16 protein-coding genes and 3 pseudogenes are annotated in these 19887 nt (G+C 54.4%); 11 read left to right on the top strand and 8 right to left on the bottom strand.

All coding sequences use genetic code 11. The features are described from left to right. Positions 1-39: 39 nt before the first annotated feature. Positions 40-2469, bottom strand: a pseudogene (locus tag DBR02_RS20300) (glucose/quinate/shikimate family membrane-bound PQQ-dependent dehydrogenase). 622 nt (positions 2470-3091) lie between these two features. Here DBR02_RS20300 and DBR02_RS20295 point away from each other — a divergent pair. After that, entirely contained in the window at positions 3092-3292 is a 201-nt protein-coding gene (locus tag DBR02_RS20295) for a hypothetical protein (protein ID WP_107535247.1), read from the top strand. A gap of 46 nt (positions 3293-3338) precedes the next feature. Here the strand turns inward: DBR02_RS20295 and DBR02_RS20290 are convergent, their stop codons facing one another. Beyond that, positions 3339-4205 (bottom strand): aldo/keto reductase family oxidoreductase, encoded by an 867-nt coding sequence (locus tag DBR02_RS20290; protein ID WP_107535246.1) that lies wholly within the window; start codon positions 4203-4205, stop codon positions 3339-3341. Positions 4206-4349: 144 nt separating this feature from the next. On the opposite strand from DBR02_RS20290, the gene tcp reads away from it, so the two are divergent. Then, positions 4350-6011, top strand: coding sequence for a methyl-accepting chemotaxis citrate transducer (gene tcp / locus DBR02_RS20285; RefSeq protein WP_107535245.1), 1662 nt, complete (start codon positions 4350-4352; stop codon positions 6009-6011). A 36-nt stretch (positions 6012-6047) separates the two neighbouring features. Here tcp and smrA read toward each other — a convergent pair whose 3' ends face one another. Then, on the bottom strand, positions 6048-6611 hold the full coding sequence (smrA, locus tag DBR02_RS20280; protein WP_107535244.1) for a DNA endonuclease SmrA: 564 nt from the start codon (positions 6609-6611) through the stop codon (positions 6048-6050). A 393-nt stretch (positions 6612-7004) separates the two neighbouring features. Continuing rightward, a pseudogene (locus DBR02_RS27015) lies at positions 7005-7196 on the bottom strand (LysR family transcriptional regulator); the annotation flags it as partial. An 11-nt stretch (positions 7197-7207) separates the two neighbouring features. On the opposite strand from DBR02_RS27015, the pseudogene DBR02_RS20270 reads away from it, so the two are divergent. The 4 genes and pseudogenes from DBR02_RS20270 to uspE form a co-directional block, all read left to right on the top strand. Then, a pseudogene (locus DBR02_RS20270) lies at positions 7208-7370 on the top strand (AbgT family transporter); the annotation flags it as partial. A 9-nt stretch (positions 7371-7379) separates the two neighbouring features. Then, positions 7380-7895: a methylated-DNA--[protein]-cysteine S-methyltransferase gene (ogt, locus tag DBR02_RS20265; protein ID WP_107535243.1), complete on the top strand. Its 516-nt coding sequence runs from the start codon at positions 7380-7382 to the stop codon at positions 7893-7895. Positions 7896-8078: 183 nt separating this feature from the next. Then, on the top strand, positions 8079-8831 hold the full coding sequence (gene fnr, locus DBR02_RS20260; protein WP_000611906.1) for a fumarate/nitrate reduction transcriptional regulator Fnr: 753 nt from the start codon (positions 8079-8081) through the stop codon (positions 8829-8831). Positions 8832-8969: 138 nt separating this feature from the next. Then, the gene (gene uspE / locus DBR02_RS20255; protein WP_003857535.1) at positions 8970-9920 is read left to right on the top strand and encodes a universal stress protein UspE; all 951 of its coding nucleotides are present in this window, start codon (positions 8970-8972) and stop codon (positions 9918-9920) included. Positions 9921-9960: 40 nt separating this feature from the next. Here uspE and DBR02_RS20250 read toward each other — a convergent pair whose 3' ends face one another. From DBR02_RS20250 to pntA, 3 genes are all read right to left on the bottom strand, one after another. After that, positions 9961-11070 (bottom strand): mechanosensitive ion channel family protein, encoded by a 1110-nt coding sequence (locus DBR02_RS20250; protein ID WP_107535242.1) that lies wholly within the window; start codon positions 11068-11070, stop codon positions 9961-9963. 107 nt (positions 11071-11177) lie between these two features. Further along, positions 11178-12566 carry a Re/Si-specific NAD(P)(+) transhydrogenase subunit beta gene (pntB, locus tag DBR02_RS20245; RefSeq protein WP_063451506.1) on the bottom strand — a complete coding sequence of 463 codons (1389 nt, stop codon included), beginning with the start codon at positions 12564-12566 and terminating at the stop codon, positions 11178-11180. A gap of 10 nt (positions 12567-12576) precedes the next feature. After that, a complete protein-coding gene (gene pntA / locus DBR02_RS20240) occupies positions 12577-14106 on the bottom strand; it encodes a Re/Si-specific NAD(P)(+) transhydrogenase subunit alpha (RefSeq protein ID WP_107535241.1) in 1530 nt (509 codons plus the stop codon). A gap of 535 nt (positions 14107-14641) precedes the next feature. Here pntA and ydgH point away from each other — a divergent pair. From ydgH to folM, 3 genes are all read left to right on the top strand, one after another. Beyond that, positions 14642-15586 (top strand): DUF1471 family protein YdgH, encoded by a 945-nt coding sequence (ydgH, locus tag DBR02_RS20230; protein ID WP_107535240.1) that lies wholly within the window; start codon positions 14642-14644, stop codon positions 15584-15586. 185 nt (positions 15587-15771) lie between these two features. Continuing rightward, on the top strand, positions 15772-17154 hold the full coding sequence (locus DBR02_RS20225) for an amino acid permease (protein ID WP_064910640.1): 1383 nt from the start codon (positions 15772-15774) through the stop codon (positions 17152-17154). Between the two features lie 39 nt (positions 17155-17193). After that, a complete protein-coding gene (gene folM / locus DBR02_RS20220; protein ID WP_107535239.1) occupies positions 17194-17916 on the top strand; it encodes a dihydromonapterin reductase in 723 nt (240 codons plus the stop codon). Here folM and DBR02_RS20215 read toward each other — a convergent pair. Continuing rightward, complete coding sequence (locus tag DBR02_RS20215) at positions 17913-18248, bottom strand: GlpM family protein (RefSeq protein ID WP_032670034.1); 336 nt, start codon at positions 18246-18248, stop codon at positions 17913-17915. The two genes, folM and DBR02_RS20215, sit on opposite strands and share 4 nt — an antisense overlap. Before the next feature lie 127 nt (positions 18249-18375). Here DBR02_RS20215 and rstA point away from each other — a divergent pair, with 127 nt between their 5' ends. Continuing rightward, complete coding sequence (gene rstA, locus DBR02_RS20210; RefSeq protein WP_107535238.1) at positions 18376-19092, top strand: two-component system response regulator RstA; 717 nt, start codon at positions 18376-18378, stop codon at positions 19090-19092. Between the two features lie 247 nt (positions 19093-19339). Next, positions 19340-19600: a hypothetical protein gene (locus DBR02_RS20205; RefSeq protein WP_107535237.1), complete on the top strand. Its 261-nt coding sequence runs from the start codon at positions 19340-19342 to the stop codon at positions 19598-19600. Positions 19601-19887: the final 287 nt, after the last annotated feature.

The raw sequence follows: 19887 nt of genomic DNA, 5'->3' as shown, positions 1-19887 counted from the left end.
GCCCCGTACAAAGACGGGGCCTGGCTGCTTATTTCGCTGTTACTTATCCAGCGCGTAGGCAATCACGTAGTCACCACGATCCGGTGACTGACGTGCACCGCCGGCAGAAATCAGAATGTACTGTTTACCGGTTTTCGGTGATACATAGCTAATAGGACCGCCCTGGCTACCCACCGGGAGACGCGCTTTCCACACTTCTTCCCCCGTAGAGGAATCAAAGGCACGCAGGTAGTAATCCTGGGTTCCGGCAATAAAGACCAGACCGCCCTGAGTGGCGAGCGTACCGCCCAGCGTCGGCATACCGACAGGCATTGGCATGCGCATTTTTACCCCAAACGGACCGGTATCCTGAACGGTACCGACCGGCACCTGCCAGACGATTTTCTGCGTTTTCAGGTCAATGGCGGACAGGGTGCCAAACGGGGGTTTCTGGCACGGAATGCCCAGCGGTGACATGAAGCGGTTTTTGTTGACCGAGTATGGCGTCCCTTTCATAGGAACGGCGCCCATTCCGGCGTTCACGGCTTCACCGCCGGTGTTTGCCACTGCGCTTTGCGGATCTTGCTTAATCAGCTGAACCCACAGACCCAGACGCATGTCGTTGACGAAAATGTACTGGTTGTTCGGATCCGTGGACAGACTGCCCCAGTTCATTCCTCCCAGCGAGCCCGGGAAACTCAGGGAAATATCGGTGCCCGGCATCGTGTACAGACCGTCGTAACGCATCGATTTGAAGCTGATACGACAGGCCAGCTGGTCAAACGGCGTCGCTCCCCACATATCAGACTCTTTCAGGGTTTCCGCGCCAATCTGCGGCATGCCCACGGAACGTGGCTGCGTTGCGGGATACTGCTCACGCGGAATATCCGCTGGTTTTACCGGAACCTCTTTCACTTCAGTGAGCGGTTTACCGGTCAGGCGATCGAGAACGTAAATCTGCCCCGCCTTGGTGCCCACCACGACCGCTGGCTTGTTGCCTTCTTTGGTTGGGAAATCAACCAGGCTCGGCTGCATCGGAATGTCGAAATCCCAAAGGTCATTATGCACGGTCTGGTATACCCACTTCTCTTTCCCGGTTGTCGCATCCAGCGCCAGGATTGAGGTGGCGTACTTGTGGTCTTCCGGAATACGGTCAGCGCCCCACAGGTCAACAGAGGAACTTCCCATCGGGATAAACACGGTATTCATCGACGCATCTCAGGACATAGGGGCCCAGGAGTTTGCGGAGCTACGTTTGTAGTGTTCGCCCGGCTTCAGAACGTAGTTCGGATCCGGATTACGCGGATCGAATGCCCAGCGCAGCTGGCCGGTGATCACGTCATAGCCGCGCAGCACGCCGCCCGGCATATCGGTGCTTACGTTATCCGCAACGCGCCCGCCCACCACGACCGTGGTGCCCGCCATGGTTGGTGCCGACGTCAACACGTAGGTGGGATCTGACACATCGCCCATCCCTTCATGCAGGTTAACGCTGCCGTTAGTGCCGAAGTCCGGACAGAATTTGCCGTTATCGGCGTCTAACGCGATCAGCTTACCGTCAATGGTATTCATCAGAATACGACGCTGGCATGCTGCGCCCGGTGCGACCTGCGCAGGCAGAACCGGCGTGGAGCCGGCTACCGTTGGCTGCACCAGCGGTTTGGTGGCATCGAAGTACGCCAGACCACGGCAGCGCATCCAGATGGCAGACTTGGCGTTGATTTCCGCTTTCCAGATCTCTTTACCGCTGTCGGCATCCACGGCGATCACGTTGTTATGCGGCGTACACAGGAAGACACGATCGCCTACCTGTAGCGGCGTTTGCTGATCTTCTGCGCCATTGCCATCCGGGCTTAGCGGAATGTCACCGGTATGGTAGGTCCAGACCGGTTTCAGATCTTTCACGTTGTCACGGGTTATCTGGTCCAGCGCCACAAAGCGACTGCCACCAGCCGTATTACCGTAGTGATCCCAGTTCTGCTGTTTCGCCTCGTCTTTTACCGGCACCAGGGGGCGCTTGTCGCCGCTAAACGGCACGGTCGGATGGGGTTGAAACATCTGAACAAACGTGACGCCCATGCCGATAATAAGGACTGCACAGACCCCCATCGCCCCTTTTGTGGAGGACGGTTTTCCTTCACGCTTGCGCAGTGCAGGCCAGCTGGCTGCTGCCAGCACCATCAGCCCGGCGGGTACCATCAAACGGGAAACCAGCGGCCAGAAGTCGAGTCCGGCATCATAAAATGCCCAAATCAGGGTGCCAAGAAACACGAGGGCAAACAGCCCCACGGCGGAAGACTTGCGGCGGAAGAACTGGATTGCAGAGAGCAGCGTGAAAACCCCGGCAATGAGAAAGTACCAACTCCCTCCCAGGGTAACCAGTTTAAAACCGCCGATGGCAAAGAACAGCCCCGTCACAAGAAGTACCACACCCACCAGCAGGCACCACAGGCCTAACCAGCCGAACGGGCGGGGATTATTGTCTGACATAAAAATGAATCTCCTGATTTCTTTATATAAAGCAGGGTTTTATTAACTGCCACGATGCTAAAACCCTGCACAACGCTAATTGTTCGTATGCGAAGCATAAATTAAAAAGAGAACGTAGACAAAAGCTATTATGTGGTAAGAAATGAAAACCAGCGCAATTGCATGGTTTTAGCCGGGTGCAATAAGTGAATATCGCTAACTCCCTCGCTATCGCTGGAATATATGACCAGCCAGGCGTTGCTTAAAGGATGAATATCAGGATTTCCCGACAAGGCCGTTCTTATAACCTCAGATTTTTACAGCTGAGCCTTCAGACAATAGATTCAATTACGCAATACCCATTAATAAGCAGAGAGATTAGCCTGAATTAAGTTTCAGGCAGAAATTATTCATGGATGTGTTAAACATTCAGTCATCAACAGAACTGTAAATGATACTTTCTGCATAAATGCGGATTCACAGCGTGGATAACGCAGACACTACATGAACACTTCATTAAGACTTCAACCATAACGACCCCAAATCATAATCACTACACGATCACTATTCATTGACTTTACATTGAGACTAGCGCATATTTTACAGCACAAATCAGCAAGACAATTTTTGGAGGACGTTTTCTATGCCAGCCCGTGATTATCCCGATAAGCGTGTCGCTCGCGGTTTAGCAAAGGAGGCCGATCTCAGGATGTTAAGCGCTCGCATCGATCCCGCGCTGATGGAGTACATCCGCGTCACTGCGTATGAAACACGGAAAAGTAAGCAGGAAATCGTGGCGGAAGCGTTAGCGCTTCACCGTCAACAGAGTCAGACTGGATCGTAAACAACAAAAGCCCGAAAGATCCTCCGGGCTTCCGTTGCCGTCGGGATTACTTCACCAGCGAATTTAACGTCTTCAGCGCCTCAGGCGGTAACACCAGCTCGGCTGCCGCCAGGTTTTGATGCAGATGCGCCACCGAAGAGGTTCCCGGGATCAAAAGGATATTTGGCGAGCGTTGCAGCAGCCATGCCAGCGCCACCTGCATCGGCGTCGCACCCAGTGAATCCGCCACCGCCTGTAGCCCGGAAGATTGCAGAGGCGTGAAGCCCCCCAGCGGGAAGAACGGCACCCAGGCAATCCCCTGCTCCGCCAGCGAATCGACCAGCGCATCGTCACCACGATTCACCAGGTTGTACATGTTCTGTACGCACACCACGGAAACCATCTTCTGCGCCTCAGCAACCTGTGAAGCGGTGACGTTGCTCAGACCTATATGGCGAACCAGCCCCTGCTGTTGCAGCTCCGCGAGGGTGCTTAGCGGCTCGGCAATCGATCCCTCCGCCGGCCCGTGGGCGCTAAACATGATCCGCAGGTTAACCACGTCCAGCACATCTAGCTTCAGGTTACGCAGGTTGTCATACACCGCCTGCGTCAGCTCCTGCGCAGAAAACGCCGGTAGCCAGGAGGCACCCTCACCGCGTCGGGCACCGATCTTGGTTACAATCGTGAGGTCGTCCCGGTATGGATGAAGCGCCTCGCAGATAAGCTGGTTGGTTACATGGGGGCCGTAAAAATCGCTGGTATCGATGTGATTCACGCCCGCCGCCACCGCTTCACGCAGCACCGCCAGCGCGGCATTTTTGTCTTTTGGCGGACCAAAAACCCCCGGTCCGGCAAGCTGCATTGCACCATAGCCAAACCGTTTAACCGTACGCGTTCCGAGCGTGAACGTGCCGCTTTTATCAATGCTGCTCATGCTGACCTTCCTCATAAAAATGATCCGGATTAACAACAGGTTCCGCAACGAAACCATTAGTTAAGCAATAGTAAAATTAAAGTTTAAATTCGCTACGACGATAGTATTGATGTAACCCTGCCTCTTCTCTTACGGACGACCGCTATGCTGAAAAATCTGCACGTGATTACCGGTATTCTCTTTGCCCTCACCATATTCTGTCTGCTGCAAGTTGTCACGGGAGGGTTGTTCTACTCTGCCGTTAACAACGATCGTCACAACTTTCAGAACTCCGGGTTGCTCAATGCCCAACAGGAGAGCCTGAGCGACAGCGTTAACACGCTGATTAAAACGCGCGTCACCGTCACCCGCGTGGCGATCCGCTACCTGAAAAACCAGCGTGACCCGGCCTCTCTCGCGGCGATCAACACGCTGCTGGGTACCGCGAACGGTTCGCTGACCAAAGCCGAAAGCTATTATAAAAACTGGCAGGAGATCCCGCAGGTTAACGGTCAGGATCCCGCCCTTACCGAAGAGATGCAGAAGGCCTGGCAGCACATGCACGAGGTGATGCGCTTGTCCATTGCGTATCTGCGCGCCGATAACTATCAGGCCTATGGAGACCTGGACGCCCAGCAGGCGCAGGATGAGATGGAGGCGGTCTATACCCGCTGGCGCGCCGAAAACAACGTTCTGCTGAAAGCCGCCGCCGACGAGAACCAGAGCAGCTTTACCCAGATGCAGTGGACGCTGGCGGCGATTTTCCTGAGCGTTATCATCGTGCTGGTCGTGATCTGGCAGGGTTTACAGCACCTGCTATTGAGACCACTCAACGCCATCATGAACCATATTCGCACCATCGCGAGCGGCGATCTGACGCAAAACGTCGATATTTCCGGACGCAACGAAATGGGCCAGCTGGCCGCCGGCCTGCACGAGATGCAGCAGTCGCTGGTGAGCACCGTCAGCGCCGTGCGCGGCAGCACGGATTCCATTTACACGGGCGCAGGGGAAATTGCCGCCGGGAGCAATGACCTTTCCGCCCGCACCGAGCAGCAGGCCGCCTCGCTGGAAGAGACCGCCGCCAGCATGGAAGAGCTGACGGCCACCGTCAAACAGAACTCGGATAATGCCCGTCAGGCGACGCTGCTGGCGAAAAATGCGTCTGAAACCGCCGCTCGCGGCGGTCAGGTCGTGGATAACGTGGTGCGTACCATGAATGACATTGCCGACAGTTCTCAGCAAATTGCGCATATCACCGGCGTTATCGATAGCATTGCCTTCCAGACCAACATTCTGGCGCTCAACGCCGCGGTTGAAGCCGCGCGTGCCGGGGAGCAGGGTCGCGGCTTTGCGGTTGTGGCAGGTGAAGTACGGACGCTGGCCAGCCGCAGCGCGCAGGCGGCGAAGGAGATCAAAGGGCTTATTGAGAGCTCCGTCAGCCGGGTGAATACCGGCTCTGAACAGGTGAGCGAGGCGGGTGCAACCATGAAGGAGATCGTCGCGGCCGTGACGCGCGTGACCGATATTATGGGTGAAATTTCGTCGGCGTCTGACGAGCAGAGCCGCGGTATTGAACAGGTCAGCCTGGCGGTCTCGCAGATGGACAGCGTTACGCAGCAAAACGCCGCGCTGGTACAGGAATCAGCAACGGCGGCCGCCGCGCTGGAAGATCAGTCAGAACAGCTGCGCCAGGCCGTGGCGGCGTTCAGGCTGAAGGCTCAGGCTTCTCCGGCATCCCGTCCTGAAAATGTGAAAGCGCCCGCACTGCTGCGCCCGTCAACGGCAGGCGCAAATTCCTCCGACGCAAACTGGGAAACCTTCTGAGCGACGGGCGGGCGAGCCTGTCGCCCGCCTGGCTGATTAGCGGCTACGCTTGGCGTGACGCTCCCAGTTATCTCGCTTCGCTTCCTCAGACTTACGCAACGAGACATAGCATGCTCCACTGCCGCCGTGATACGGCTGCGCTTCGCAAAAGGCTTGTACTTCGTCAAACTCGGTCAGCCAGCGCGCAAGATAGCTGCGCACCACGTTAGGGTGCGACTGCTGTTCACGCCCTTTACCGTGCACGATGATCAGGTTGCGCAGCCCGTCACGTCCGGCCTGGCGAATAAAGGTATATACCTGCTGGCGGCATTGCTCCGAAGGCTGGCGTAACAGCGTTAAGCTGGCCTGACGGGAATATTTGCCGGAACGCAGCTTATCAAATACTCCCTGCTGTACCCCTTCCCGCTGGAACATCAGCGGCTCTTCGAGGGGTAGCAGTTCAAGAAACCCCAGCGTCAGAAAGTTATCCAGCTGCTCGGTATCCATTTCCTGACGCGCCCGCGTGTTGCGGCTCTGCTGCCAGTGAATATCCGTGCAGCGTTTGAGCGGCTGGACATCCTCCATGGCGTCAAGGAAAAGTGATTTGTCGTCAGGGTTCATGGAATTCCTCCGGCTACATCTGAGTAAGTACTATACCTGCGCCCGTTGCGGGTCTCAATCACTCCGGCAATGGTTCAAATAATGATCTAAGAAACGGAGTAATGACAGAGGCTATTAAAGTTAATCCAACCTTAACTTAAACTTCAGCCTTCATTAATTTAAACGTTTACGTTAAAAAATCGTGAAATAAATCACTTAACATTCTTCTCTTTTAAGAAAAAGCTGTTATAACTTAATAAACCTGCCCAATGGATAATGCATGTAGGGTCCGCGAAAGGATGCACGACTGTGTGTACTGTGGAGTCTGTTTGATGTCGGGCAGACTCTATTTTTTTATTATTGCTATCTTTATTAATTTCATTTTCTGGCTTCCCTTCTGAACTGCGTTATTAAATAACTTCCCCGGTGCGTAGGCATTGTCCATTTATATTGCAGCAGTTCATTAATTGTGGTCGCCCCTGTTGCCGGATGACCCGTCCGGCAAAATATGTCGAAAGGTTTTTCGAAAAGTTTTTCAAACGTAAATTCATGATCGTACGGCCCCTGATAATAAATGTTGATGGTGGAATCCAGTTCACCCTGTCGTCATTCATTCATCACTGTTTTTAGGCTTCCTGCAACGCTACAGACCGGAGGCTACGCTGGGTACCTACCCTGCCCTATCCGCTTATCTTTTTAGGGGTATGGCTGGTGATGCTGGTGGCGTGGTATCTTGTCGGCCTGCCGATTGGACCGGGGGTTTACCCGAGGTTGAATTAAGGAGTATTGATGCTGAGATTACTCGAAGACAAGATTGCGACGCCGCTGGGGCCACTATGGGTTATCGCGGATGAAGCGTTCAATCTGCGCGCGGTGGAGTGGGAAGAGCACAGCGACCGGATGGTTGAGCTGCTTAATATCCATTATCGCGCCGAGGGTTACCAGCGCATCACCGCCCGCAATCCTGGCGGGCTGAGCGAGAAACTGGCGGCCTACTTCGAGGGCGATCTCAGCATTATTGATACCCTGCCAACCGCCACGGCGGGCACCCCTTTCCAGCGCGAGGTGTGGCAGGCGCTGCGTAATATTCCCTGCGGGCAGGTGATGCACTACGGTCAGCTGGCAGAGCAGCTTGGCCGTGCCGGTGCGGCGCGCGCCGTCGGTGCGGCAAATGGCTCTAACCCCGTCAGCATTGTGGTGCCTTGCCATCGCGTGATTGGACGTAACGGCACCCTGACCGGCTATGCCGGAGGCGTTCAGCGCAAAGAGTGGCTGCTGCGTCACGAAGGGTATTTTCTGCTGTAATTCCCAGGCTATTTGTGCCTATTTTTCTTCCCCTTAGGCTAATAATCCTTAATCAATCTGTGGAATTTCAAGGAGATGGCAATACGCTGCCATCTCTTGCCTTTATTGAAGGATTGCCAGGCTTACGTCCTTACCAAAAAGATGTTAAAATTGACCAATATCAATTAAGGCTTGAGCAAACCTATGATCCCGGAAAAGCGAATTATACGACGCATTCAGTCTGGCGGTTGTGCTATCCATTGCCAGGATTGCAGCATCAGCCAGCTCTGTATCCCGTTTACCCTGAATGAGCATGAACTCGATCAGCTTGACAACATTATCGAGCGCAAAAAGCCTATTCAGAAAGGGCAGACGCTGTTTAAGGCGGGAGACGAACTGAAATCGCTCTATGCTATCCGTTCTGGCACCATCAAAAGCTACACTATTACCGAACAGGGCGACGAGCAGATCACCGGCTTCCATCTGGCAGGCGATTTAGTCGGCTTTGACGCCATCGGGAGTGGCCATCACCCGAGCTTTGCTCAGGCGCTGGAAACCTCTATGGTCTGCGAAATCCCGTTTGAAACGCTGGACGATCTGTCCGGTAAGATGCCGAACCTGCGCCAGCAGATGATGCGTCTGATGAGCGGTGAGATCAAAGGCGACCAGGATATGATCCTGCTGCTTTCCAAAAAGAATGCGGAAGAGCGTCTGGCCGCGTTTATCTACAACCTCTCCCGTCGTTTCGCGGAACGCGGATTCTCTCCGCGCGAGTTCCGTCTGACCATGACGCGTGGCGATATTGGTAACTATCTGGGCCTGACCGTGGAAACCATCAGTCGTCTGCTGGGTCGTTTCCAGAAGAGCGGAATGCTGGCGGTTAAAGGTAAGTACATCACCATCGAAAACGGTGAAGCGCTGGCGATTCTGGCCGGTCACTCCCGCAACGTGGCATAACCCGCCCGGATATCTGTTGCCAGGTCGATAAATTTTCATGATTTATTGATCTGGCAAAAACTTCCCCCCTGTTTCATTCAAGATATATAGGTTACTCTTTTACTTACAGACTGTGGTGACAGTTGTAAGGAGACCTGTATGGCAAAGTATCAAAACATGCTGGTGGCTATCGATCCTAATCAGGACGATCAGCCAGCATTACGACGTGCTGTGTATTTACATCAACGGATTGGTGGCAAAATTAAAGCCTTTTTGCCGATTTATGACTTCTCATACGAGATGACCACCCTTCTGTCGCCTGACGAGCGTACCGCTATGCGTCAGGGAGTGATCAGCCAACGTACCGCGTGGATCCGCGAGCAGGCGAAATATTACCTGGAAGCGGGCGTACCTATCGATATTAAAGTGGTCTGGCACAACCGCCCTTTCGAAGCCATTATTCAGGAAGTGGTGGCCGGTGGGCATGACCTGCTGCTGAAAATGGCGCACCAGCACGACAAACTGGAATCCGTGATTTTCACGCCGACCGACTGGCACCTGCTGCGCAAATGCCCTTGCCCGGTATGGATGGTGAAAGATCAGCCGTGGCCTGAGGGCGGGAAAGCGGTCGTGGCGGTCAATCTGGCCAGCGAAGAGGATTATCACAATTCGCTGAACGAGAAGCTGGTGAAGGAGACCCTTCAGCTTGCCGACCAGGTTAACCACACCGAAGTCCATCTGGTGGGAGCGTATCCGGTTACGCCAATCAATATCGCCATCGAGCTGCCTGAATTTGACCCGAGCGTGTATAACGACGCGATTCGCGGCCAGCATCTGCTGGCAATGAAAGCGTTGCGCCAGAAATTCAGCATCGATGAGAACATGACGCACGTAGAAAAAGGATTACCGGAGGAGGTTATTCCGGACCTGGCAGAGCATTTGCAGGCCGGGATTGTGGTGCTGGGCACCATTGGCCGCACCGGGATTTCTGCCGCGTTTCTTGGGAACACCGCCGAGCAGGTGATCGATCATCTGCGCTGCGACCTGCTGGTTATCAAGCCGGATCAGTATCAGACGCCGGTTGAACTGGACGATGAAGAAGACGATTGACCCAAAATGAAAGCCCGCCGGTAACGGCGGGCTTTTTTTATTACGCTTCGCTCAACCGCTGGGCAGGTGCCTCGTCGCCGGCGTCCATCCAGGGCGCGTGAAGAACCATGCTCGGCAGCGCCAGCTTGATCTCCTGCTGATTCAGCCCTTCCAGAATACGGATATTGATCTCCTGCTGAATATCCATGTACTTGTTGTAATCCGCCGTATTAACGATATGAACCACCTCGAAGGTCAGACGATCGCGATCGAAGCCCAGGAAATGGGCGCGGTCAAACTTCGTTTCCCCGACGTCGGTAATGATCTTTTTAACCATCTCACCCACAGAACGCAGTTTATCCGGCGCCGTGTCGCTGGCGACGCCGAAGGTAAAGACGATTCGGCGCGTTTGCATCCGCTTATAGTTATGCAGCGTCTGTTGCAGCAGGATGGCGTTCCCGCAGACAATCTGCTCCCCGCTCAGGCTGCGGATACGGGTGGTTTTCAGACCGATGTGCTCGACCGTGCCGGCGACATCGTTAAACACCACAAAATCGCCAATTTCGAACGGCTTATCAAAACCGATGGAGAGCGAGGCGAACACGTCGCTCAGGATCGTTTGCACCGCGAGGGCGATTGCAATACCCCCTACCCCAAGGCTGGCAACCAGAGCAGTGATGTTGACGCCCGCGTTAGCAAGAATAGACAGCAGCATCACTGACCAGACAATGGCACGGAGGATGAGCCCCGTGATCACCAGCGTAACCGGGTTTTTATGGCTTCCCGGTGCCAGCATGACGTGACGAAGCCACGACACAACCCCCTGATCCATCCACAGCGCCACCTGAATGGCGAAGACCAGGAACCAGGCGTGGCTCACGGTGCCAAAGAGATGGTCCGGTAAGTCAACGAAGCGCAGGCTGAACAACAGCGCCACGACAAACAGCAGGACGCGGCTGGTGCGGTTAAGCATATCCGTCAGGATAAAGCGCATCCGGTTGGTGGTGGGATGCTTGTCGCCCCAGGTGGTGATTCCTTTCTTCACGAAGGCGATCAGGCGCGTCAGCAGCCAGTATACCAGCAGCGTCACAATGACCACCGTGGCGACGCCAATCCAGAATGATGGCGTCATCATCAGCGCGATGATGTCGAAGCGGGACAGAAATTGCATTACACCTCCTCGTATTACACAAAGGGTAAAGTATAGACAGAGGAGAATGGCTGACCGCAGAAATAAGAAAACCGCCCCAGGGGGCGGTTTGGCAGGATGAAGCGAAATTAAAGCGATTTCAGAATCGCATCCACGCTGGCCTTGGCGTCGCCAAACAGCATGTGGGTGTTCTCTTTAAAGAACAGCGGGTTCTGCACACCAGCGTAGCCGGTATTCATAGAGCGTTTGAAGACAATGACGTTCTGCGCCTTCCACACTTCCAGAACAGGCATGCCCGCAATCGGGCTGCGCGGATCGTCCTGCGCCGCCGGGTTAACGGTGTCGTTGGCGCCAATCACCAGCACGGTGTCGGTATCGGCGAAATCATCGTTGATCTCATCCATTTCCAGCACGATGTCGTAAGGCACCTTCGCTTCCGCCAGCAGCACGTTCATGTGGCCTGGCAGACGCCCCGCCACCGGGTGAATACCAAAGCGCACTTTGATACCGCGCGCGCGCAGTTTTTCAGTGATTTCCGCCACCGGATACTGCGCCTGCGCCACCGCCATGCCGTAGCCCGGTGTAATGATGACGGAATGCGAGTTTTTCAGCATCTCTGCGGTATCTTCCGCGCTGATCTCTCTGTGTTCGCCCACTTCTTCGTCAGAACCGGTAGAAGAACCGTCAGAGCCGAAGCCCCCCGCGATGACGCTGATAAACGAACGGTTCATCGCCTTACACATGATGTAAGACAGGATCGCACCGGAAGAACCGACCAGCGCACCGGTGACAATCAGCAGGTCGTTGCTCAGCATAAAGCCTGCCGCCGCCGCTGCCCAACCGGAGTAGGAGTTCAGCATGGAAACGACCACCGGCATATCTGCCCCACCGATAGACGCCACCAGATGCCAGCCGAACGCCAGCGCGATAATGGTCATCACCAGTAACGCCAGCACCTGCAAGCCTACGCTTTCGGTGCGCACGAAGATCACCAGCAGCACAAAGGAAACGACCAGCGCCGCCAGGTTCAGCTTGTGGCGGTTAGGCAGCATCAGCGGCTTAGACGAGATCTTCCCGCGCAGCTTGCCGAACGCCACAATCGACCCGGTGAAGGTCACTGCACCGATGAAGATGCCGAGGAACACTTCGGTCAGGTGAATGTTAACCAGAATCGGCTCCAGGCCCGGTTCGTGGTACAGGTAGCTGTTGAAGCCCACCAGCACCGCAGCCAGACCCACGAAGCTGTGCAGAATAGCAACCAGCTCCGGCATCTCGGTCATTTCTACGCGTTTCGCCAGACGAATACCAATCGCGCCGCCGATGATCATCGCCACCAGGATCCACGCCACGTTGCCGGTGTCCGGCCCGAAGATGGTGGCAATCAGCGCAATCGCCATCCCGGCGATACCAAAGTTATTTCCCTGCTGAGACGTTTCGTGTTTGGAAAGTCCCGCCAGACTGAAAATAAACAGGATTGCAGCAACAATGTATGCGGCTGTGACTAATCCTCCAGACATATGCTACCCCTTAGCCTTTACGAAACATTTTCAGCATGCGCTGAGTCACGGTGAAACCACCGAAAATATTGATGCTGGCGATCAGCACCGCAATAAAGCTCAGGAAGCTGATCCAGCCGCCGTGACCAATTTGCAGCAATGCCCCAACCACGATAATCCCGGAGATGGCATTGGTGACCGACATCAGCGGCGTATGCAGCGCATGGGAGACGTTCCATACAACGTAGTAACCGACCACGCAGGAGAGCGCGAAGACGGTGAAGTGGCCAAGGAACTCTTTTGGCGCGACGTCCGCCAGCCAGCCAAACAGGATAATGACCAGCGCCATGATGGCGTATTTGCGCCACGGTGATGCAGGTTTTGCTGGCTCAACGGGCTCCGGCGCCGCTTTCGGGGCAGCCTGAGGCTGAGCAGAAACCTGAATCGGCGGTGCAGGCCAGGTGATTTCACCTTCACGCACCACGGTCACGCCGCGCACCACGACATCATCAAAATCAACGGTGATGTTGCCGTCTTTCTCTTTACAGAGCAGTTTCAGCAGGTTAACGAGGTTCGTGCCGTACAGTTGAGAGGACTGGGTTGGCAGACGCCCCGGCAGATCGGTATAGCCGATCACCTTCACGCCGTTCGCGGTCGTCGTCACCTGATTTGGCACGGTATATTCACAGTTACCGCCGTTTTGCGCCGCCAGATCGACAATCACGCTACCCGGCTGCATGGAGTCTACCATTTCACGGGTGATCAGCTTCGGTGCCGGTTTACCCGGAATAAGCGCGGTGGTGACAATAATGTCCACCTCCTTCGCCTGCGCTGCAAAAAGCGCCATTTCCGCTTTGATAAAGGCCTCAGACATGACCTTCGCGTAACCATCACCGCTGCCCGCCTCTTCCTTGAAGTCCAGCTCAAGGAACTCGGCGCCCATACTCTGCACCTGCTCCTTCACTTCCGGCCGGGTGTCAAACGCGCGGACGATAGCGCCCAGGCTGTTTGCCGCCCCGATAGCGGCAAGACCTGCCACACCGGCACCAATCACCATCACTTTTGCGGGTGGTACTTTACCTGCCGCCGTAATTTGACCGGTAAAGAAGCGACCAAACTCATGAGCAGCTTCGACAATGGCGCGATAGCCGGCAATGTTCGCCATAGAGCTCAGCGCATCCAGAGACTGCGCGCGCGAAATACGCGGCACGGAGTCCATTGCCATCACGGTGACGCCGCGTGCCGCCAGCTTCTCCATCAGCTCCGGGTTTTGGGCTGGCCAGATAAAGCTCACCAGCGTAGTGCCCGCGTTCAGCAGTTCAATTTCACTCTCTTCCGGTGCATTGACCTTCAGAATAATGGGTGATTGCCAGACTTCAGCACCGTCCACGACGTCCGCGCCAGCCTGAATAAAGGCCTCGTCATCGAAACTCGCCAGTTTGCCCGCGCCGCTTTCAATCGCGACGGTAAAACCCAGCTTAAGCAGTTGCTCCACCGTTTTCGGTGTTGCCGCTACGCGGGTTTCATTGGCTAACCGTTCTTTTGGTACCCCAATACGCATAGTTTTCCCTTCCATCGGTTTTTGATGATGGTTTGTCGATAATTGCCCGCGGTTTGTATCAATTTTCGCCAGCGTGATAGCGGCGGAGAATGATTAACCCCGGAAAATAAAACAGTAACAAACTTTCTATAACCTACTGAAAATAGCGCCCGCGATCTACCGCCAGAAAACACTATTTATTACTTTATCTGTGAAAAATAAGCGATCGGGGTCACTGACAGAGATATTTACCTTAAATTCGCCTTCAGGACCGATAAATCGCGCAAGCGAAGCGGTAAAAACATGATATAGCGCCATAAAAGAACAACTCATTAACATTAAATTAACTTGTAAAAGTCATATGCTTTATCAGTTTTGCTTGTCAAACGTCTGTTTTTTCCACATATCACTAAATGTTATCGAATCAGACCCTTTGGTGAGCACAGGCTGTGAAAAATGCCGCAGACAGCGACGGGTGTTAAATGCCATAATCGGGACCGTCTCAAATTAACAACAACACCAGTACATGGTTTGCGCAAGGCGAAGGATTATTTTTATGAAGCTTAAGAACACACTCCTGGCGTCCGCACTTCTTTCCGCGACCGCCCTGTCTGCGAATGCCGCGACAGAGTTAACGCCGGAGCAAGCGGCAGCGTTAAAACCTTTTGACCATACGGTCATTGTGGGTCGCTATAACTCCATTGGCGATGCCGTCGCCGCTGCATCAAAAGCCGCCGATAAAAACGGCGCTGCCTCGTTTTACGTTGTTGACCAGTCCGATCAAGGCAACAGCGGCAACCAGCGCGTGACCGTTGCGCTGTACAAAGAGAATGCCCCGAAAGCGGATGAACAGAAAAACCGCGTGATTAACGGCATTGTTGAACTGCCGAAAGATCAGGCCGTTCAGCTGGAACCGTATGATACCGTTACCGTTCAGGGCTTCTACCGCAGCCAGCCTGAAGTTAACGATGCCATCACCAAAGCCGCGCGAGAAAAAGGCGCTTACGCGTTCTACATCGTGCGTCAGGTAGATGCCAACCAGGGTGGAAACCAGCGCATCACCGCCTTCATCTATAAGCAAGATGCGAAAAAACGCGTGGTGCAAAGCCCGGATGCGATTCCAGCGGATTCAGACGCCGGTCGCGCCGCGTTAGCGAAAGGCGGTGAAGAAGCGAAGAAAGTGGAAATCCCGGGCGTAGCAACCTCTGCTGCACCAAGCGCTGAAGTGGGCCGTTTCTTTGAAACCCAATCCACGAAAGGCGGTCGTTATACCGTTACGTTGCCAGACGGCACGAAAATTGAAGAGCTGAACAAAGCCACCGCCGCGCAGATGGTGCCGTTCGACAGCGTCAAGTTTACGGGCAACTACGGCAACATGACGGAAATCTCCTATCAGGTGGCGAAGCGTGCCGCGAAGAAAGGCGCGAAGTACTACCACATCACCCGCCAGTGGCAGGAACGTGGTAACAACCTGACCATCAGCGCCGATCTGTACAAGTAACAAAACGGTTTCACAAAGGCGGCACACTGCCGCCTTTTTTGTTACTTTTTTTCTGATTTCTGCCCCACGTCATTGCATGCATCCGTCACACTCCGTAAAATCCCGCGCCTTAGTGTGATCCACCATTTTTATGCGCCTTAGCGAAATAATTATTCTGGGTTTGGACCTTTCATAACAGGAAGCCAATGGAAAAGAAACTTGGCCTGAGTGCTTTAACTGCACTTGTATTGAGCTCAATGCTGGGCGCGGGCGTATTCAGTTTGCCGCAGAACATGGCGGCCGTTGCCAGCCCTGCCGCATTACTGATTGGCTGGGGCATTACCGGTGTCGGGATTTTGCTGCTGGCGTTCGCCATGCTGCTGCTGACCCGTATTCGCCCGGATCTGGACGGCGGGATATTCACTTACGCCCGTGAAGGTTTCGGCGAGCTGATTGGCTTCTGCTCCGCCTGGGGTTACTGGCTGTGTGCGGTGATCGCCAACGTCTCCTATCTGGTTATCGTCTTCTCGGCGCTCAGTTTCTTTACCGATACGCCCGAGCTGCGCCTGTTTGGTGACGGCAATACCTGGCAATCCATCGTCGGCGCCTCGGTGCTGCTGTGGATCGTACACTGGCTGATTTTGCGCGGTGTCCAGACCGCAGCCAGCATCAACCTGGTGGCGACGCTGGCCAAGCTGGTGCCGCTTGGCCTGTTCGTCGTCCTTGCCTTCCTTGCCTTCCGTCTCGATGTGTTTACGCTCGATTTCAGCGGTATTGCGCTGGGCGTCCCCGTCTGGGAACAGGTAAAAAATACCATGCTGATCACCCTGTGGGTGTTCATCGGTGTTGAGGGGGCCGTCGTGGTCTCTGCCCGCGCGCGCAACAAGCGCGACGTGGGACGTGCCACGCTGCTGGCCGTCCTGGCGGCGCTGGGCGTTTATCTGCTGGTGACGCTGCTGTCGCTCGGCGTGGTGGCCCGCCCTGAACTGGCGGAAATGCGTAATCCGTCCATGGCCGGGCTGATGGTGAAGATGATGGGCCCCTGGGGTGACGTGATAATCGCGGCGGGTTTAATCGTCTCCGTCTGCGGCGCATACCTGAGCTGGACCATTATGGCCGCGGAAGTGCCGTTCCTGGCCGCCACGCATAAAGCGTTCCCGCGCCTCTTTGCTCGTCAGAACAAAAACAGCGCGCCATCGGCCTCGCTGTGGCTCACCAACATCAGCGTGCAGGTTTGTCTGGTGCTGATCTGGCTCACAGGTTCGGACTACAACACGCTGCTGACCATCGCCTCCGAGATGATTCTGGTACCCTATTTCTTAGTGGGTGCATATCTGTTAAAAATTGCGACCCGCCCGGCACACTATGCGGTCGGCGTCGGCGCCTGTATTTACGGTCTATGGTTGTTGTATGCTTCCGGCCCGATGCATCTGCTGCTGTCCGTGGTGCTTTACGCGCCGGGCCTGCTGGTGTTTATCTATGCTCGCCGTACGCATCAGCTTGATAACGCCCTTAAACGCCGCGAAATGGCGTTGATAGGTCTGCTGTTAGTCGCTGCCGTGCCGGCAACGTGGATGTTAATGGGATAGCGCCGCCTGTCCCATTGTTCAACTGAAAAGGAGATTACGATGGGACACACGCAGCAACGCCCAATATTGATCACTGGCGCAGGCCGTCGCATCGGCCTCGCCCTCGCCCATCACTTTCTCAATCTTCGCCATCCGGTTATCGTCAGTTACCGAACGGAGTATCCCTCCATTGAAGGGCTTCGAAATGCCGGTGCAGTATGCATTCAGGCGGATTTCTCCACGGATGAAGGCATTCTCGCCTTTGCGGAAAACGTAAAATCCACCACCCACGGGCTACGGGCGATTATTCATAACGCCAGCACCTGGCTTCCTGAAAAAGCCGGACATTCGCTCAGCGAAACGCTTGCCTGCATGATGCAGATCCACGTTAATGCCCCTTATCTGCTCAACCATGCCCTACAGGATCTGCTGCGCGGACACGGCCATGCCGCAGGCGACATTATCCATTTCACCGATTACGTGGTGGAGCGAGGAAGCGACAAACACATCGCCTACGCGGCCAGCAAAGCCGCCCTGGATAATATGACCCGCTCGTTTGCGCGCAAGCTGGCGCCCGAGGTGAAGGTCAACGCGATTGCTCCGGCGATGATTTTGTTCAACGAGGGCGATGATGCCGAGTATCGCCAGCAGGCGCTCAACAAGTCGCTGATGAAAATCGCGCCCGGCGAGAAAGAAGTGATCGACCTGATCGATTACCTGCTGACCAGCTGCTACGTCACGGGCCGAACGTTTGCCGTGGACGGTGGCCGTCCGCTGCGCTAGTGAAAGCGGCTCCAGAAGAATATGAGTACCCAGGCGCTGAGGCTCCAGCAGACCACCGCCCCGCCCAGCGCCAGGGGCAGACGCAGAAACCCGGTGAAGTACCACAGCGACAGCAGATAGATAAAATACGGGATGATTGACCACATCCCGAAGACGATCGTGGCGCGCAGCGCCTCAATACCCCGCTCGGAGGCCACGATATAGTGTGCGATTAACGCAAAGGTCGGGAACAGCGGGATCAGCCCGGCAATGTAATAGTTCTTCGTTTTAGCCAGCACCCCAATCAGTAACACCACCAGCGCACCCAGCGCGGCTTTTATCACCAGCCCCATGCTTTTCCCTTAACAATCAAATAACAATGTTACGCAGCATAACGGAACTCCGGCTAATTGAGAAAGATTAATGGAAGGTTAAGGTTGCGCGGTGTATGTTGACGTTTTTCGCGATAACAGACGTTGTATGAATAAGATTGTTTATGTTGAAGATGAACCCGAAGTGGGGCAATTGATCGCCGCTTATCTGGGTAAACATGATATGGACGTGGTTGTCGAGCCTCGTGGCGATCGCGCTGAGGACGTCGTCACCCGCGAAAATCCGGATCTGGTGCTGCTGGATATCATGCTGCCCGGAAAAGATGGCATGACGCTCTGCCGGGATCTGCGCGCGAAGTGGGACGGCCCGATCGTGCTGCTGACCTCGCTGGACAGCGATATGAATCATATTCTGTCGCTTGAGATGGGCGCTAATGACTACATCCTCAAAACCACGCCCCCGGCGGTCCTGCTTGCCCGCTTACGCCTGCATCTGCGCCAGCGCGCCAGTGCCGAACGTGATGCGCCTGCGCCTTCTTTAACACCGCATAAAGCGATGCGGTTCGGCACGCTTTCTATCGACCCGGTTAACCGCCAGGTTACGCTTTCCGGTGAGCTGATTGCGCTCTCAACCGCAGATTTTGACCTGCTGTGGGAGCTGGCAACTCATGCCGGGCAAATTATGGACCGGGACGCGTTGCTGAAAAATTTGCGCGGCGTCAGTTACGACGGGATGGATCGCAGCGTTGACGTGGCGATTTCACGTCTGCGTAAGAAACTGCTGGATAGCGCTACTGAGCCCTACCGCATTAAAACCGTGCGCAACAAAGGCTACCTGTTTGCACCGCACGCCTGGGAAACCTGATGGTGCCCGGCGCATAAGACTTTTCTTGCTATTACAGCAAGATGTTGCATAATTGTACGTATGCACTTCTCCTTCTTCTTCAGGGCACATGCCAGCAGCAGCGACATAAACCAGGAACCGCTTCTGCCGCTTGCCCCAGTTCTTCTTAACCTTCAGAGCTTCTAAGCAGTGACACGCTTCTGACAGTGACGTTGCAAGCCGTACTTCTCCAAAAAAATCTTGATATGAGGATTTAAGCCTATGAAATATGTATAGCTACGATGATGTAGAGAACATTAAAACCAACCTTGAATGGATTGTTCATCAAACCACAGCCAGCCAAATGCTGCCTACCCGGCACGACCAAAAAGCCCTCTTTAATCTTCTGGAACTGATCCAGACCTATGAAGCGCTCCTTGAACTGATCGACGAACACGGTATTTCCGTCATTGATGAGGGTATCGCGGAAGGCCTGTCGATTACCGAAAAGCTGATAGCCAAAGTGAAACGTCCGGGAGACGCCATTTAATTATTTTGCGCATTGCCATTACGATGTGTTTTTCCATCGTAATGGCAATGAAACGTTCGGACAATTCCTCAAGATTACACCGAAATGTTAAAACCTTTTCTCGATCAAAATTTAACCGACACTCTCCTTCCGTGAGAAAAAATCATAAAAAAAACCCTCACCTCCGTGAGGATTATATCATTGAAATGAAAGGGAATAATCTATATCCAAATAAAATAACGATCAATATCAATAAGTTACGATATTGATTAACTTGAAATCTCGTGCTAAACAAAATTACAGACTTA

Source organism: Enterobacter cloacae complex sp. (genome assembly GCF_900322725.1).
Lineage (GTDB): Bacteria > Pseudomonadota > Gammaproteobacteria > Enterobacterales > Enterobacteriaceae > Enterobacter > Enterobacter quasihormaechei.
The sequence above is the reverse complement of the archived record's forward strand: the minus strand, read 5'-3'. Positions and strand labels throughout refer to the sequence as shown.